Raw genomic sequence first — 14,583 nt, forward strand, 5'->3', positions numbered from 1 at the left:
TTCTCAAAAGGAATTAACGAATAGCCCCTGCGGGCTCGGGCGCACCGCGCCTGATAGCCAATACGATAAGTATGCCGCCGACAATAAGCATCGGGATCGACAACAGCATGCCCATGGTTAATCCGCCCCAGAGATAACCGAGCTGGACGTCCGGTTCGCGGAAATGCTCGCCGATGATCCGGGTCAGGCCGTAGATCAGGATGAAGCTGCCGAGAATGAGCCCCGGCCGCTTCAAGGCGCCGCGGCGGATCATCACGGCGAGGACGATGAAGAGCAGGAGACCCTCCATGCCCGCTTCGTAGAGTTGGCTCGGATGGCGCGGCACGTTACCACCGGTCGGAAAGACCATGGCCCAAGGCAGGCTCGGGTCGGCGGGGCGGCCCCACAGCTCGCCATTGATGAAGTTCGTCAACCGCACCAGGAAAATCCCGACCGGCGCAACGCCGCAGGTGATGTCGCCGAGCGACAGGATCGAGATGCCGTTCTTCCAGGCGAACCACATCACCGCCACGACGCATCCGAGGAAGCCGCCATGGAAGGCCATGCCGCCTTCCCACAATTTGAAGATGGCAGCCGGATGTTCGACGAAGAAGGGCAGGTTGTAAAACAGGATATAACCGGTGCGGCCACCGAGAATGATGCCGAGCGTCACCCACAAGATGAAATCGTCGATCTGCGGCAGACTGATCGGCGAGGTGCCGGCCCATAGCCTGTCGTTCTTGATCAGTGCACGTGCATAGAGCCAACCGAAGGTGATCCCGCAGATATAGCCAAGCGCGTACCAGCGGATCGCGAACGGTCCGATCTCGACCGCGATCGGACTGAACGATGGAAAGTCGATGAGCAGAAAGGGCATCGCGCCTTGCTTCTACAGAGTGAAGGGCAAGCAGCGGCCCCGTTGGAGCTGCGCCCCCTCTCCCGCTTGCGGGAGAGGGTTGGGGTGAGGGTGTTTCCGCGTTCGAGATAATCTCCGTGTGGAGAGAACCCCCACCCGGCGCTTCGCGCCGACCTCCCCCGCAAGCGGGAGAGGTGCACCGAGCTCGCGGATAGATCGATCCATCCCGTTCTACACGAGATTGCGGCGATAGAGCGCCAGCAGACGCTCCCAATGCCGCTCGGCGGCGTCGCGGTCATAGACCGGACGCTTGGGGAAGGCGAAGCCGTGATGGGTGCCCGGATAGATCTCGACCTCGGCTTTGGCACCGCTCATGCCCTGCTTCACCTTCTTGATGATCTCGGCAGGCGCGTAGATGTCGGTCTCGGCGCAGGCGAAGTACAGCTCGGCTTTGGTCTTGGCTGCCGCGAGATGCGGGCTGTCGTCCTGGTCGGTTGCGAGCTGCGTGCCGTAGACCGAGGCGGCGGCCTTGACGCGATCGGGGAAATGCGTGGCGGCGTTGACGGCGTAGCGGCCGCTCATGCAATAGCCGACGGCGCCGATCAGCTTGGTGTTAGCGGCCGCCTGGCCCTCGGCATAGGTCAGCAGCGCGCGCGTGTCGTCCATGATCATGGGGATCGTGAGCGATCCCATCAGCGCGAACATGCGCTTGCGCTCCGGCGCGTTCGGATCGGCCGGCAGCGCGCCGAGCTCCATCACGCCGGAACGGTAATAGAGGTTCGGCAGCATCACGTAATAGCCCGATGTCGCGAGCCGGCGCGCCATGTCGCGCAGCTCTTCGCGGATCGCCGGCGCGTCCATGTAGAACAGGATGACCGGAAACGGCCCGCCGCGTTCGGGATGGCTGATGAAGGTTGCGGTGTGACCGTCCTTGGTGGGGATCGCGATCTGCTGGTCGATCATCTCGAGCGCCTTTGTGATTCTTCTTATGCAGGGACGTTGAATACGATTGCAAGGAAACCGGGGCATGACAAGGATACCGCCGATCGGCCCTTGAACCGGGCCAAACGGGTTGCCATTGTCTCCCGGCGCATTCGCGCAGAGTTTATCGAAGGCCGCCAGGAGACCGACATGACCCAGACCAACAACCGGTTTTTCGACGAGATCGGCCGGCTGATGAACGATGCCGCCGGTGCCGCCCAGGGCGTCAAGCGCGAGGTCGACACCGTGTTGCGCACCCAGGCCGAAAAATTCCTGCGCGACATGGACCTGGTCAAGCGCGAGGAGTTCGAGGCGGTCAAGGACATGGCCCGGCTCGCCCGCGAAGAGAACGAGGCCCTGAAGGCCCGCATCGTGGCGCTGGAAGCCAAGCTCGGCGGCTAAGGCGCCAACCGGGAACGAACCGCGGCATGAAGTTCCCGGGTTTCGCCGCTCCATCCGGTCTATCCGGTCCTCACCGGCGGCCCATTCTCCTTGTCATTTCCGCATCTTCCGGGTAAAAGCCCGCTACGTCCGCGGCCCCCGCACCCCTGGAGGCTTGCTGCGGCGTATGCCATGGGCCGCCTTGCGGCCCATTAACTTTTGCAAAAACAAGGACTTAACGTTATGGCGACCGTCAAGGAATTGAAGGCGACCGCACGTCCGAAGAGCGGCAAGGGGGCCGCCCGGGCTGAGCGTCGCGCCGGGAGAGTGCCCGGAGTGATCTATGGCAACAACCAGCCCCCGCTGACGATCTCGATCGAAGATCGCGAACTGCGCACGCGCATCCTTGCCGGCCGGTTCCTGACCACGCTGGTCGACATCGACCTCGAGGGCAACAAGCACCGCGTGATTCCGCGCGACTACCACCTCGATCCGGTCAAGGACTTCCCGATCCACGTCGACTTCATGCGGCTCGGCGAAGGCGCCACCATCCGCATCAGCGTTCCCTTGCATGTGGTGAAGGCTGAAGGTTCGCCCGGCGTGAAGCGCGGCGGCGCCGTGAACATCGTTGCGCATGCGATCGAGCTCGAGTGCGGTGTGGAGAACATCCCGCAGTTCATCGAGGTTGATGTCGGTTCGCTCGAAATCGGCCACTCGCTGCATCTCTCCGACATCAAGCTGCCGGCCGGTGTGAAGGCGCTGACCTCGGAGGACGCGACCCTTGTGACCATCGTGCCGCCGTCCGGCTACGCCGAAGAGCAGAAGGCTGCGGCTGCTGCTCCGGCTGCGGGTGCTGCTGCTCCGGCGGCCGGTGCTGCCGCTCCTGCTGCGGGTGCTGCTCCGGCAGCGGCTGCCAAAGCTCCCGCTGCCAAGGCTCCCGCCGGCGGCGACAAGAAGAAGTAATCTCTCAAAGCCGGCGCGCGGTCTCTGATCGCGCGCCGAGCGAGGGGCGCGCCGCGTCATGCGACTCTTTGTTGGGCTCGGCAATCCCGGCCCGAAATTCGCACGTAACCGGCACAATGTCGGCTTCATGGCCGTCGACGAGATCGCGCGGCGTCACGGTTTCGCGCCATGGCGCCGCAGGTTTCAAGGCGAGACCTCGGAAGGCACGCTCGGTACTGAGCGCGTGATCCTGCTCAAGCCGGCGACTTACATGAACGATTCCGGCCGCAGCGTTCAGGAAGCGGCAAGCTTCTTCAAGATCGCACCGGGCGACGTCACCGTATTCCATGACGAGCTCGAACTGCCGCCGGGCAAGGTGCGGGTGAAGGTCGGCGGCGGCATCGCCGGCCACAACGGCCTGCGCTCGATCTCGGCGCATATCGGCAACGAGTACCGCCGGGTGCGGCTCGGCATCGGTCATCCCGGCGTCAAGGAACTGGTGCACGGCCACGTGCTGTCGGACTTCGCCAAGGCCGACAACGACTGGGTGGCGACGCTCTGCGACGCGGTGGCCGAGCACGCGGCACTGGTTGCCAAAGGCACGGACGCGACCTTCGCCAACAGGGTGCATCTCGCCATGCAGGCGAAGGGATTTTTGACCAAGGACGACAACGGCAAGGAATAACGCTCGTGGGATTTAAATGCGGGATCGTCGGATTGCCCAATGTCGGCAAATCGACCTTGTTCAATGCGCTGACCGAGACGGCCGCGGCGCAGGCGGCGAACTATCCGTTCTGCACGATCGAGCCGAATGTCGGCGAGGTCGCGGTGCCGGATCCGCGGCTCGACAAGCTGTCGGCGATCGCCAAATCGGCGCAGATCATCCCGACCCGGCTGACCTTCGTCGACATCGCCGGCCTCGTGCGCGGTGCGTCCAAGGGTGAAGGCCTCGGCAATCAATTCCTGGCCACCATCCGCGAGGTCGACGCCGTCGCGCATGTCGTGCGCTGCTTTGAAGATTCCGACATCACCCATGTCGAAGGCAAGATCGCCCCGCTCGCCGACATCGAGACCATCGAGACCGAGCTGATGCTCGCCGATCTCGACAGCCTCGAGAAGCGCGTCGACAACCTCTCCAAGAAGGCCAAGGGCAACGACAAGGACGCCAAGGAGCAGCTCGACCTCGTCAATCGCACGCTGGTGCTGCTGCGCGAGGGCAAGCCCGCGCGCCTCGTCGAGCGCAAGGCGGAGGAGGAGCGCGCTTTCGGGATGCTCGGCCTGCTGTCGTCCAAGCCTGTGCTCTACGTTTGCAACGTCGAGGAAGGCTCGGCCGCGACCGGCAATTCGTTCTCGAAGGCGGTGCAGGAGCAGGCTGCCAAGGAAGGCGCCATTGCCGTCGTCATCTCGGCAAAAATCGAATCCGAGGTCGCCACCATTTCACGTGACGAACGCGCCGACTTCCTGGAGACGCTGGGTCTCGAAGAGGCCGGCCTCGATCGCCTGATCCGCGCCGGCTATACGCTGCTCGACCTCATCACCTATTTCACGGTGGGCCCGAAGGAAGCGCGCGCCTGGACCATCTATCGCGGCACCAAGGCGCCGGGTGCGGCCGGTGTGATCCACACCGACTTCGAGAAGGGTTTTATCCGCGCCGAGACCATTGCGTATGAGGACTATGTCGCGCTCAACGGCGAAGCCGGTGCCCGCGATGCCGGCAAGCTGCGCCTCGAAGGCAAGGAATACGTCGTCGCCGACGGCGACGTGATGCATTTCAGGTTTAATACGTAAGATTCTGGAGTTCGTGCCCCGGACGCAGCGCAGCGCTTCTTCAGCGGAACGCTGCAGAGCCGGGGCCCAGGAGTCTCGATTGGAGATGCATGGGTCGCGGCTCTGCGTCGCGTCATTTCATGCCGCGCCGCGTCCGGGACACGGAAGCCCTACCGCAATCCGCCGCCCTGGTCCCGTATCGCGCCGAGATGCTCGTTGATGCGGAATATGATCAGGATCAGCTCCGCGACGATGCGCGAGAACACGATGCCGACGACCACGCTCGCGATCGACGACAGCAGCATCAGGAAACCGCCGAACGGGCTGATCGCCATCATCGCGAGGCCGGAGAAGATGCCGGAGAGGCCGAACAGGCAGATCAGCGCGATCACCAGCCAGTAAAAGGTCTTGATGATCGTCGGCGTGATAAAGCGGTCCCATTGAAACAGGTCGCTGAATGAAAACATCTTTTTCCCCCGGGCGAATCGCGCCCCCGCCGCGTCAATTGACCAAAAGGCGGGTCCGGCCCGACTCGTCGAATGTAGCACGAGCCATGCGGGCCGGCGGGTTGAGATTGCCGCAAAGTGCGGCCACAATCTGTCATTCCCTCAAAGCTTTCCCAAGATGACCCTGACCTTCGAAGATTTTCCGCCCGGCCGGTTCGGAACATTCGGCCCGCGCCATGTCACCCGTGACGAGATCCTGGCTTTCGCCGCCGAGTTCGATCCGCAGCCGATGCACCTCGATGAGGACGCGGCCAGCAAGAGCATGCTGCGCGGCTTGTCCGGCTCGGGCTGGCACCTCTGTTCGCTGATGATGCGAATGATGGCCGACGGCTTTATCACTCGCGCCGCCTCGCTGGGTTCGCCCGGCGTGGACGAGGTGCGTTGGCTGTCGCCGCTGAGACCTGGCGACGACCTCATGCTCGACGTCGACGTGCTGGAAGCGCGTACCTCGAAGAGCCGCCCCGAGCTCGGCATCGTCAAGTTCAAATGCACCGTGCGTAACGCGGCGGGGCAGGCGCTGTGTGAGATGACCTCGCCGATCCTGATCAAGCGGCGCGAAGGGGCGGTTTGATGCGGTTCTTCGAGGACATCGAGATCGGCCATCGTCGCGAGATCGGCGCCTACAATTTCACGGCGGACTCCATCAAGGCGTTCGCCGCGAAGTTCGATCCGCAGCGTTTTCACCTCGACGAGGAGGAGGGCAAGAACTCGCTGTTCGGCGGGCTCGCGGCCTCGGGCTGGCATGTCGGCTCCGCCTGCATGAGCCTGCTTGTCGCGGACGGCCAGCGTTTGGCGCGTGAGGCCGCTTCGCGCGGCGAGCAGATCGCGGTGTGGGGCCCGTCGCCGGGCTTTCGCGATCTGCGCTGGATCCGGCCGGTGCTCGCCGGTGACACCGTCGCTTACGCCAACGTCGTCATCGACAAGCGCAGCTCCGCCTCGCGTCCCGGCTGGGGCATCTTGACCGCCCGCACCACCGGCACCAACCAGCGCGGCGAGGAAGTCTACGCCATCACCGCCAGCGCCTTCGTGCCGATGCGCGTGCAGGGCGGTTAGATTCGTTCCAGGATGAACGGCGAAAACAGCGTGCGAGTGTTGCTCCCGCGCTATGGACGCGATTCCGGGTGGCTGCCATAAGCCTGCGCAACATGGTTTTCCCGCGAAGCAGTTGGCGGAACCATCGAGTTGCTAACCAATTATGAACCTGTCGCTGTCTATTTGATCGATCTGGGCAGAGTACAGGGGACAGAGGACCATGGCAGACCGCGGCGCACTCAAGCTGGTCGGATTCATCTTTGCTACCGCGACGCTGGCCGTGATGCTGGTCGCCGGCATGGTGGTGAAGGGCTATGCCGATGGCGGCTACACCCTGGAAGCCTCGAGCGTCGACGCGAGCCGTTAAGAGTTCGTTAACTCCGCGGGCCGCAACGCGGCCTCCGCCTTCAGCGGCTATAGACGAACGCCAATATGGCGATCGCAACCGCCAGCAATCCGACAAAACGAAGCATGATCGTGCCGAACTGGTTCGGCGCGGGCCGCAACGGTATCGGGTCCGTGTTGTCGGGCCGAATGCTTTCCATGAAATTCCCCCGGCCCGGCCGCAGGGTGCGGGCGCTCGGCATTGGTCGCCAGGGAGAGGTGGAAAGTTCAAATCGGGGAACGAGACCCCACGAATCAAAACCGCCACGTCCGTTTCGGAACGCGGCGGCTGGTGATGCGTGATGCCAGCGATCAGCTGTTGCGCAGGCCGTCGGCGGCGCGCTTCCACTGCGAGACGTTGTCGGCGATCATGCGGGTCGACTTCATCGCAGCCTGGCTGAGCTGGGCGTAGCCGGAGATCTCGCGCTGGACGCGCTGGCCTTCGGCGTGGAGCAGGTCGCGCAGGCTCTCGAGCTCGGAGATCAAATTCTCGATCTCGGCGAGCGAGGTGCCGGCGACGCGCTGGATCAGCGAATTGACGTTGGTGACGGTGGCCTCCGCGCTCGGATCGAGCGGCGGCGCGTCCGTGGCGGTCGCTGCCGGACGGCGCAGATAGGCGATGTCATTGCGGACGAAGTCACGGATGCCGGCTTCGACTTCCGTCACTGCGGCGAGGTTGGTGTCGATGGTCTCGGTCTCGGTGGTTTCGGTCTTTTCCGGACGCATGGCGTTCATCGTTATTCCCCTGTTCGCGTTGAGCGCAGCGCGAGTGTCCCCCGCACGACGACGTCGGTCAGTGGACTAGGGCGTCGGATTTTGGCGGCAACTTGGCCGAGGTGCGGCAAGGGTGGTCCATTCGGGGGTTTTGCCGTGGCGTATGGTTACGAGAGTCTGAACGCCGCTCGCGGGGAGGGATCCGGGCGCTCAGCTACCAGCTCTTCTTGAAACCCGCCGTCAGGCTCTTGTTGATCGCCCCTTGCGAGGTCTCGCCGACCGAGCCGGAGACGGTGACGTTGTCGAACAGCTTTTGCTCGGCGCCGACCTTGCGCAGCCATTTGTCGTCGGTGGTCGACAGCGACTGGCCCGCGGTGATGCTGGTGCCGGTGTCGATGATGGTGACCTTGGCCGACTGGTCGGTCTCGTAATTGCGCGTGATGTGGCCGCCGACGCCGGGCAGCGCCGTGGTGCCCTGCTGGTTGACGCTGTAGCCGTTCTGGAGCGTCAGCGACGTGTCGTTCGACAGCGGCACCGACTTGGTCAGCGACGCCCCGAGCTTGCTCTGTTCGGCGCCGGGGTCGACGCGGGCTTCCACCGCGGTCTTGTCCCAGATCGCGCCCGCGCCCGGCGCGGTCGCGGCCGCCCAGGCGCTCCCGGATGACTGAGGGACGCTGCCGCCATTGGTGGCCTTCTGTGCCAGGAGCTCGGACATCGTCCGCGGCTCGTTCGTCACCGTCATGTCGGCGCCGATACGGGCGTCCCAGAACGAGGACACCGACTGCTTCACCGTCACCGCCGAGGAGCCGTTGGCGTTGGCGTTCGTCGCCCAGTTCAGCCCGTCCTTGGCGGCGGCCTGCGCGCGCTTCTTGGCGGCAATGATGTCGTTGAGCGTGCCGGCGTCGATCGCGAGCTGGCCCCAGTCGAGCTTGTCGATGTCGATACCGCGGAGCACGTCGGGGTCGTTGACGTCGGGAGCCTCGGCCGCCTCGGCATCCTCGTCGGGCACTGCGGCCGTGGGCAGAATGATCTGCGCCGAAACCGTCAGCACCGATCCCAAAATGAACGCAGCCGCCAGCACCGGCAGCCTGGTCCAGCCAAAACCTGTCGCGAATTCCATAGTCCTGCCCGTCAGCCCGGTTCGCGCTCAGAATGCGGAACCATCATTGCGAAATTGTGGCGGTTCCATCAACCGCGAACCAACGGGCCGCGCGAAAGGCGCGCGCCCGATGACGAGCTTCTCCACGATTGCATCCGGCGGGGCTGGAGGCCAGGACGCATCGCGGGGAGCATCAGCCATCGGTCCCGAACAGCGGGGCCCGTTGGTGTCCCTTTCAGCCGACGCTGGTCATCTTCGGCAGATGAATGGCGCGGCCGAGTGCCTGCTCGACCAAATCAAACGTGTCGATCAGCACGCGCATGCTGGTGAGCTTGCCCGCCCTGAATTGGGCGAACTGCGCGACCCGCAAGCTGATCGGCTTGCTGGAATCCAGCGCGGTCAGCGAATAGCGCAGCATCGAGGCCGCGGAATCGACGCCGAGCATGATGCTCTCGCGGTCGAAGCGGCGGACCTGGAAATTGTCAGCGAGCTGGCGGATGACCTCGAGCACGGCGTCCTTGCCCTGGCGTGCGCCGAGGAACGGAAACATGTCGATCGGGCCGTACAGTGCCCATTCGACGTCCTCGTCGATCAGGGCCCCGATGTCCTCGAAATGCCGGTCGTTGATCGCGCGGTGTAACGCACGCGAGAAACGCCAGAGACTGTGCTCTGTCATTTTGGGCAGTCCTGAAGCTGGCTTGCGAAAAACAAAAACCACCCCATGCGCACAGGAAAGATGCCGCGGGGTCGCTCTACTCATTTGTATACGAACAAAATACGCCGTTTCGGCCAAAACGCAATTCACGTTTTCGCAATGCACAATTGATCCTGGTTTGCGGGATTTGGAGTAGACCCCGTAGTTTACCGGTCCGGCCGGTCGGAGAGAGAACTACGCCCCGTCCACCCGATCGCCCACGATCAGCGGGCCGATCTCACGTTCCAGCACCTGCTGCACCAGGTCGAAGGAATCGATGATCTCCCGGATCTGCGCCACCTGGCCGTTGCGGAAAGTGTAGAACACGGCCATGTCGACCTGAATGATGCGGTCGTTGCTGCGTTTCCTGAAGAACACGCGCAAATAGGCCGCGACCGTGTCGCCTTCGGCGACGATCTGCGGCACCTCGTAGCGGATATCGGCGTATCGCTCCTGCACGGTGCGCCAGAATTCGCCAAGCTCCTTCTTGCCATGGCAGGGACCCATGTGCGGCAGCACGTCGATCGGCGCGTGGGTAAGAAAGTCGACGTTGTCGGTGCAGCACGACAGCGCGGCCTGGAGATCGCTGCCGGCGATGGCATCGAGCAGATGCAGCACGCGCTGCCGATTGAGCGTCTCGACTGTCATTCCGCCCGTCCCCCATTGGCCGTGTGGAGTTTGCGCGCAAAGCTAACGCGCGGCCTCGGACACCGGCAATCCGCAACACCACTGTTGCAGATGATATGACGCGCAAGCGCAATGCCAGGTTCATGGCTGCAATTAGGGGTTGAGCGGCCTGGCGCCTGCACAAGTTCATACCGCGTTCGGCTGCATGGCGCGCGAAGCCTTGTACGAACGCACAACACCATGAGGCCTCACGCTTATGGAACCGCGACGCGCCCGCGCTTGTTGAAAGGCCGACACCGCATTCGGAGACATCGATCCATGAAATCCCTCGCCGCCATCGCCGCCGCACTTCTCATGCTGGGAGCGACCTCCGCCGCCAACGCCAAGGGCTGCATCAAGGGCGCCGTCGTCGGTGGCGTTGCCGGCCATTATGCCGGCCATCACGGCGTCCTCGGCGCTGCCGCCGGTTGCCTCTACGGTCGCCACCACGCGAAAGAGCAGCAAGAGCAGGACAGGCAGCGGCAACAGCAGAGCCACGTGAACGGGCAGGGGAAGCTGTAGTCCCGTCATTTAGAGACAGCGACCCCGCCGCCGCATCGGCGGTCCATTCCCTCGCCCTGCTTGCGGGGCGAGGCGGAAAGCATCGCCCGCCGAACCCGCGTGACCCGTCTCACATCACGCCTCGGACAGCGCAGCTAACGTCGTTCCCATGTCATCAGGGAGACGTGCCATGGCGGCCCTCGCCACCGTCAGAAAGTCCAGCCTGCACAACGCGCTCGAAGGCCTCGCGCTGACCGCGACGCTGCAGAGCTTCCCGACCTTCGCCGCCGCCGCCTTCCTGCTCAAGCTGGTCGGCAACCACGACCTCGTCGGCGATCCCGGCGTCGCCATCTTCGTCGCCATCGCCTCGCTCGCCCATGCACTGCTTGCGGTGACCCTGGGGCCGAGCTTCCCGGCCTTGTTCAAGACCGTCTACGAGCCAAAGTTCTTCGAGGCCCATCTGTCGCTCGCCGACAAGATCACCGCGTGGCGCACCCAGCCGGTCGCCTCGCTCCAGCTCGTGACCATCGTGCTGCTGCTGTCGGTGATGGCGGTGGTGACGGCGAGCGTGGGGTGATCGCATCATGCCCTTCATCACCGCGTCGAAATCCGGCTCGCTCAACTGGCTCGAAGGCTTTGCGCTCACCACAATCCTACAGGGCTTCCCGATCTTCGCCGCCGCTTCACTGATGGTGAAGCTGCTAGGAGACTACCGCGGCAGCAGCCCCGTGCTCACCATTGCGTTGGCGTCGGTCTTCTACAGCATCTTCGCCGTCTCGGTCGGCTCGGTATTCCCGAGGCACTTCAAGAACGGCTATGAAGCGCAGTTCTTCGACGCCAGTCTGTCATTCTCCGAAAAAATCGCCCGCTGGCGTGCGACGTCGCTGTAACTCATGGCGTCAGTGCTGCTGCTGTCGCTGCTGGCGACGATCGCGGGGTGAGGGGGCGTTGTCCTCATTCTAGGGCGCCGGCGAGCCTGGAATCTATAATCACGTGCGGTGCCGGCGGCTCTACGCTCCCTACCTCTTCTTCCACCCACCTCTATGCCCCGGCGCCCCTCCGCTCGATCGCGGCGATGGCCCGAACTCCGGCCCCGACTGCTTTGAGTCCGTCGGCTGGATGATGCGGCTCTCGCCGCCGAACGGCTTTGACGGCGGCGCGCGGTCCGCGCGATAGGGCAGGGACTCCGGGCCGTGCATCTCGTCGAGATGCGGCTTGTGCACTTTCGAGCCGCTGCCGCCGCTTGCCTTCAGCGCGGAGCTCACGGTCTTTTTCTTCATGGCGCTGACCGGCAAATTGGCGGCGTCGCCGTATTTCTTCGTGCCCGCATAGGCGCCGGCCTTGCCCTGCACGGTGCGCTGCTTGACGGTGGGGTCGTCGACCACCGCGAGCTCGGTGGCGCGCAGGCGCTTGACTTCGTCGCGGAGGCGCGCGGCTTCCTCGAAGTTCAGATCGGCGGCGGCCTCGCGCATCCGTGTTTCCAAATCGCCGAGCACGGCTTCGAAATTGTGGCCGATCGAGATGATGTCGTCGGTCATGTCGTGACCCCCGACCTCGACCAGCACATGATCGCGCTCGTAGACGCTGTTCATGATGTCGCCGATCGACTTCTTCACGCTCTCCGGCGTGATGCCGTGGGCGGTGTTGTACTCGACCTGTTTTTCGCGGCGCCGGTTGGTTTCCGCGATCGCGCGTTCCATCGACCCCGTCATCTGGTCGGCGTAGAGGATCACCTTTCCGTCGACGTTGCGCGCGGCGCGGCCGATGGTTTGAACCAGCGACGTTTCGCTGCGCAAAAAGCCTTCCTTGTCGGCATCCAAAATCGCGACCAGCGCGCATTCGGGAATGTCGAGGCCTTCGCGGAGCAGGTTGATGCCGACCAGCGCGTCGAACGCGCCGAGACGGAGATCCCTGATGATCTCGATGCGTTCGATGGTGTCGATGTCCGAGTGCATGTAGCGCACGCGAATGCCCTGCTCGTGCAGATATTCGGTGAGATCCTCCGCCATGCGTTTTGTGAGAACCGTGACCAGCGAGCGATAGCCGGCCAGCGCGGTGGCGCGGACCTCGCCGACGAGGTCGTCGACCTGGGTGCGGGCGGGGCGGATGTTGACGGGCGGATCGATCAAGCCGGTCGGGCGGATCACCTGCTCGACGAACACGCCGCCGCTCTCGTTCAACTCCCAGCCGCTCGGCGTCGCCGACACCGCGACCGTCTGCGGCCGCATCATGTCCCACTCCTCGAAGCGTAGCGGGCGGTTGTCCATGCACGACGGCAGGCGGAAGCCATATTCGGCGAGCGTTGCCTTGCGGCGGAAGTCGCCGCGGAACATGCCGCCGATCTGCGGCACGGTGACGTGGCTCTCGTCGGCGAACACCAGTGCGTTGTCGGGGACGTATTCAAACAGCGTCGGCGGCGGCTCGCCGGGCAGGCGCCCGGTGAGATAGCGCGAATAGTTCTCGATGCCGGCGCAGCTTCCGGTGGCCTCCATCATCTCGATGTCGAAGGTGGTGCGCTGCTCCAGCCGCTGTGCTTCCAGCAGGCGGCCCTGGTCATGAAGCTGGTCGAGCCGCATCTTCAATTCGGATTTGATCGACTTGATCGCCTGCACCAGCGTCGGGCGCGGCGTCACATAATGCGAATTGGCGTAGATTTTGATGAATTCGAGCTCGTCCTGCTTGTGGCCGGTGAGCGGGTCGAATTCCTCGATGTTCTCGACGGTGTCGCCAAACAGGTTCACGCGCCAGGCACGGTCCTCATAGTGCGCCGGAAAAATGTCGATGACATCGCCGCGCACGCGAAAGGTGCCGCGGGTAAAATCGGCCTGGGTGCGCTTGTATTGGAGGGCGACGAGGTCGGCGATGAGCTGGCGCTGGTCGATGCGCTCGCCCTTCTTCAGCGCAAACGTCATCGCGGTGTAGGTCTCGACCGAGCCGATACCGTAGATGCAGGACACCGATGCAACGATGATGACGTCGTCGCGTTCGAGCAGCGCGCGTGTCGCGGAGTGGCGCATGCGGTCGATCTGCTCGTTGATCGACGAATCCTTCTCGATATAGGTGTCGGTCCGCGGCACATAGGCCTCGGGCTGGTAGTAGTCGTAATAGCTGACGAAATACTCGACCGCATTGTCGGGGAAGAAGCTCTTGAACTCGCCATAGAGCTGGGCGGCGAGCGTCTTGTTCGGCGCCAGGATGATGGCGGGCCGTTGGGTCTTCTCGATCACCTGCGCCATGGTGTAGGTCTTGCCCGAGCCGGTGACGCCGAGCAGCACCTGGGTGCGGTCGTGGCGCTGGATGCCTTCGACCAGCTCGGCGATCGCGGTCGGCTGGTCGCCGCGCGGCTCGTAGTGGGACTTGAGCTCGAAGCGCACGCCGCCTTCGGACTTTTCCGGGCGGGGTGGCCGATGCGGCGTCCACACCTGCGTCGACCCGTCGTCCTTGCGGAACTCCGGCCGGCCATCGCGGATCAGCGCGTCCAGCGCATCCGCCGTTGCCTTGACGCCAAGCGCCTCCATCTTGCTGCGCGGCGGACGCGCCAGCGCTTCGGCATCGTCCTCTTCAGTCGGAAGACCAAGCTGACGGGCCAGTTCCGGATCGAGCGTCGGGATCGTGGCCGCGGTTCCGTAATTGGCTTGCGGTGTCTCGTCGAAGCCCGCGTCGCGCACCCCCGGTGGCTGCGGATTGGGCCGCAGCGGCATCGGCCTGGAATTGGTCCTGGCCGTATCCTGCGGAAACTCTCTCGGGGTCGACGCCCGTGCCCGATGCGCGGCGGCCTCGCCGCCGGAGCGGCGGTCGCGCGAATTGTCCGGCGGCGGCTGGAGCCCGGTACCCGACCCAAGCCCGGCATCGCCGCGATTGATCGCGGGATTGAGCAGCTCGGCCAGCGCCGGCCCGATCGGCTGCACGTCAGGACGTGACGCCTTGGAATTTGGCGCCTTCGAGTTGGGGGCCTTGGCCTTGGGGGATTTGCCGGATTTATCGGAGGATGCAGGTTTCTTCGCCATGCACCGAATATGGGACGAGTCCGCCTCGCAATAAAGAGCGAATGCCCGTCCTGGGTCAGCATGCTGACAGCAGG

19 protein-coding genes are annotated in these 14,583 nt (G+C 64.2%); 10 read left to right on the forward strand and 9 right to left on the reverse strand.

What is annotated here, in order from left to right:
• Positions 1-13: 13 nt before the first annotated feature.
• Positions 14-856 carry a prolipoprotein diacylglyceryl transferase gene (lgt, locus tag IVA74_RS38330; RefSeq protein WP_247353009.1) on the reverse strand — a complete coding sequence of 281 codons (843 nt, stop codon included), beginning with the start codon at positions 854-856 and terminating at the stop codon, positions 14-16.
• Between the two features lie 210 nt (positions 857-1,066).
• The gene (locus tag IVA74_RS38335; RefSeq protein WP_247353011.1) at positions 1,067-1,798 is read right to left on the reverse strand and encodes a dienelactone hydrolase family protein; all 732 of its coding nucleotides are present in this window, start codon (positions 1,796-1,798) and stop codon (positions 1,067-1,069) included.
• A 168-nt stretch (positions 1,799-1,966) separates the two neighbouring features.
• Between IVA74_RS38335 and IVA74_RS38340 the strand changes: the two genes are divergently transcribed.
• The 4 genes from IVA74_RS38340 to ychF all read left to right on the forward strand — a co-directional run bounded on the left by IVA74_RS38340 (position 1,967) and on the right by ychF (position 4,927).
• Positions 1,967-2,218 carry an accessory factor UbiK family protein gene (locus IVA74_RS38340; protein ID WP_247353013.1) on the forward strand — a complete coding sequence of 84 codons (252 nt, stop codon included), beginning with the start codon at positions 1,967-1,969 and terminating at the stop codon, positions 2,216-2,218.
• Positions 2,219-2,440: 222 nt separating this feature from the next.
• Entirely contained in the window at positions 2,441-3,160 is a 720-nt protein-coding gene (locus tag IVA74_RS38345; RefSeq protein WP_247353015.1) for a 50S ribosomal protein L25/general stress protein Ctc, read from the forward strand.
• A gap of 58 nt (positions 3,161-3,218) precedes the next feature.
• A complete protein-coding gene (pth, locus tag IVA74_RS38350; RefSeq protein ID WP_247353017.1) occupies positions 3,219-3,824 on the forward strand; it encodes an aminoacyl-tRNA hydrolase in 606 nt (201 codons plus the stop codon).
• 5 nt (positions 3,825-3,829) lie between these two features.
• Positions 3,830-4,927, forward strand: coding sequence for a redox-regulated ATPase YchF (ychF, locus tag IVA74_RS38355; protein WP_247353018.1), 1,098 nt, complete (start codon positions 3,830-3,832; stop codon positions 4,925-4,927).
• 149 nt (positions 4,928-5,076) lie between these two features.
• On the opposite strand, the gene IVA74_RS38360 is transcribed toward ychF, so the two are convergent.
• Entirely contained in the window at positions 5,077-5,373 is a 297-nt protein-coding gene (locus IVA74_RS38360; protein ID WP_211381495.1) for a DUF4282 domain-containing protein, read from the reverse strand.
• 157 nt (positions 5,374-5,530) lie between these two features.
• On the opposite strand from IVA74_RS38360, the gene IVA74_RS38365 reads away from it, so the two are divergent.
• From IVA74_RS38365 to IVA74_RS38375, 3 genes are all read left to right on the forward strand, one after another.
• Positions 5,531-5,983, forward strand: a complete 453-nt coding sequence (locus IVA74_RS38365) for a MaoC family dehydratase (protein ID WP_247353019.1) — start codon at positions 5,531-5,533, stop codon at positions 5,981-5,983.
• Positions 5,983-6,465, forward strand: coding sequence for a MaoC family dehydratase (locus IVA74_RS38370; protein WP_247353020.1), 483 nt, complete (start codon positions 5,983-5,985; stop codon positions 6,463-6,465). The genes IVA74_RS38365 and IVA74_RS38370 overlap by 1 nt, the downstream gene beginning before the upstream one ends.
• A 199-nt stretch (positions 6,466-6,664) precedes the next feature.
• Positions 6,665-6,811, forward strand: a complete 147-nt coding sequence (locus IVA74_RS38375; RefSeq protein ID WP_015688514.1) for a hypothetical protein — start codon at positions 6,665-6,667, stop codon at positions 6,809-6,811.
• A gap of 40 nt (positions 6,812-6,851) precedes the next feature.
• Here the strand turns inward: IVA74_RS38375 and IVA74_RS38380 are convergent, their stop codons facing one another.
• The 5 genes from IVA74_RS38380 to IVA74_RS38400 all read right to left on the reverse strand — a co-directional run bounded on the left by IVA74_RS38380 (position 6,852) and on the right by IVA74_RS38400 (position 9,983).
• Positions 6,852-7,031, reverse strand: coding sequence for a hypothetical protein (locus IVA74_RS38380; RefSeq protein WP_247353021.1), 180 nt, complete (start codon positions 7,029-7,031; stop codon positions 6,852-6,854).
• Positions 7,032-7,140: 109 nt separating this feature from the next.
• Entirely contained in the window at positions 7,141-7,563 is a 423-nt protein-coding gene (locus tag IVA74_RS38385; protein ID WP_007596788.1) for a hypothetical protein, read from the reverse strand.
• 193 nt (positions 7,564-7,756) lie between these two features.
• Positions 7,757-8,662 carry a hypothetical protein gene (locus IVA74_RS38390; protein ID WP_247353022.1) on the reverse strand — a complete coding sequence of 302 codons (906 nt, stop codon included), beginning with the start codon at positions 8,660-8,662 and terminating at the stop codon, positions 7,757-7,759.
• Positions 8,663-8,876: 214 nt separating this feature from the next.
• Positions 8,877-9,317 (reverse strand): nuclear transport factor 2 family protein, encoded by a 441-nt coding sequence (locus IVA74_RS38395; protein ID WP_247353023.1) that lies wholly within the window; start codon positions 9,315-9,317, stop codon positions 8,877-8,879.
• A 213-nt stretch (positions 9,318-9,530) separates the two neighbouring features.
• Positions 9,531-9,983 (reverse strand): nuclear transport factor 2 family protein, encoded by a 453-nt coding sequence (locus IVA74_RS38400; RefSeq protein WP_247353025.1) that lies wholly within the window; start codon positions 9,981-9,983, stop codon positions 9,531-9,533.
• A 297-nt stretch (positions 9,984-10,280) separates the two neighbouring features.
• On the opposite strand from IVA74_RS38400, the gene IVA74_RS38405 reads away from it, so the two are divergent.
• The 3 genes from IVA74_RS38405 (at position 10,281) to IVA74_RS38415 (ending at position 11,392) form a co-directional block, all read left to right on the forward strand.
• Positions 10,281-10,523, forward strand: coding sequence for a hypothetical protein (locus IVA74_RS38405; RefSeq protein WP_247353027.1), 243 nt, complete (start codon positions 10,281-10,283; stop codon positions 10,521-10,523).
• A 169-nt stretch (positions 10,524-10,692) separates the two neighbouring features.
• Positions 10,693-11,079: a hypothetical protein gene (locus IVA74_RS38410; RefSeq protein WP_247353028.1), complete on the forward strand. Its 387-nt coding sequence runs from the start codon at positions 10,693-10,695 to the stop codon at positions 11,077-11,079.
• A 7-nt stretch (positions 11,080-11,086) separates the two neighbouring features.
• Entirely contained in the window at positions 11,087-11,392 is a 306-nt protein-coding gene (locus IVA74_RS38415) for a hypothetical protein (protein ID WP_247353029.1), read from the forward strand.
• Between the two features lie 129 nt (positions 11,393-11,521).
• Here IVA74_RS38415 and uvrB read toward each other — a convergent pair whose 3' ends face one another.
• Positions 11,522-14,509 (reverse strand): excinuclease ABC subunit UvrB, encoded by a 2,988-nt coding sequence (gene uvrB / locus IVA74_RS38420; protein WP_247353031.1) that lies wholly within the window; start codon positions 14,507-14,509, stop codon positions 11,522-11,524.
• Positions 14,510-14,583: the final 74 nt, after the last annotated feature.

It is taken from the genome of Bradyrhizobium sp. 132, assembly GCF_023074185.1.
Lineage (GTDB): Bacteria > Pseudomonadota > Alphaproteobacteria > Rhizobiales > Xanthobacteraceae > Bradyrhizobium.

Bases quoted from the DNA above. Each gene is read 5' to 3' on its own strand.
- IVA74_RS38390 (WP_247353022.1), bottom strand. From the start codon at position 8,662: ATGGAATTCGCGACAGGTTTTGGCTGGACCAGGCTGCCGGTGCTGGCG.
- IVA74_RS38405 (WP_247353027.1), top strand. From the start codon at position 10,281: ATGAAATCCCTCGCCGCCATCGCCGCCGCACTTCTCATGCTGGGAGCG.
- IVA74_RS38395 (WP_247353023.1), bottom strand. From the start codon at position 9,317: ATGACAGAGCACAGTCTCTGGCGTTTCTCGCGTGCGTTACACCGCGCG.
- uvrB (WP_247353031.1), bottom strand. From the start codon at position 14,509: ATGGCGAAGAAACCTGCATCCTCCGATAAATCCGGCAAATCCCCCAAG.
- IVA74_RS38385 (WP_007596788.1), bottom strand. From the start codon at position 7,563: ATGAACGCCATGCGTCCGGAAAAGACCGAAACCACCGAGACCGAGACC.
- IVA74_RS38335 (WP_247353011.1), bottom strand. From the start codon at position 1,798: ATGATCGACCAGCAGATCGCGATCCCCACCAAGGACGGTCACACCGCA.
- IVA74_RS38400 (WP_247353025.1), bottom strand. From the start codon at position 9,983: ATGACAGTCGAGACGCTCAATCGGCAGCGCGTGCTGCATCTGCTCGAT.
- IVA74_RS38375 (WP_015688514.1), top strand. From the start codon at position 6,665: ATGGCAGACCGCGGCGCACTCAAGCTGGTCGGATTCATCTTTGCTACC.
- IVA74_RS38345 (WP_247353015.1), top strand. From the start codon at position 2,441: ATGGCGACCGTCAAGGAATTGAAGGCGACCGCACGTCCGAAGAGCGGC.
- IVA74_RS38370 (WP_247353020.1), top strand. From the start codon at position 5,983: ATGCGGTTCTTCGAGGACATCGAGATCGGCCATCGTCGCGAGATCGGC.
- pth (WP_247353017.1), top strand. From the start codon at position 3,219: ATGCGACTCTTTGTTGGGCTCGGCAATCCCGGCCCGAAATTCGCACGT.
- lgt (WP_247353009.1), bottom strand. From the start codon at position 856: ATGCCCTTTCTGCTCATCGACTTTCCATCGTTCAGTCCGATCGCGGTC.
- IVA74_RS38415 (WP_247353029.1), top strand. From the start codon at position 11,087: ATGCCCTTCATCACCGCGTCGAAATCCGGCTCGCTCAACTGGCTCGAA.
- IVA74_RS38380 (WP_247353021.1), bottom strand. From the start codon at position 7,031: ATGCCGAGCGCCCGCACCCTGCGGCCGGGCCGGGGGAATTTCATGGAA.
- IVA74_RS38360 (WP_211381495.1), bottom strand. From the start codon at position 5,373: ATGTTTTCATTCAGCGACCTGTTTCAATGGGACCGCTTTATCACGCCG.
- IVA74_RS38410 (WP_247353028.1), top strand. From the start codon at position 10,693: ATGGCGGCCCTCGCCACCGTCAGAAAGTCCAGCCTGCACAACGCGCTC.
- IVA74_RS38340 (WP_247353013.1), top strand. From the start codon at position 1,967: ATGACCCAGACCAACAACCGGTTTTTCGACGAGATCGGCCGGCTGATG.
- IVA74_RS38365 (WP_247353019.1), top strand. From the start codon at position 5,531: ATGACCCTGACCTTCGAAGATTTTCCGCCCGGCCGGTTCGGAACATTC.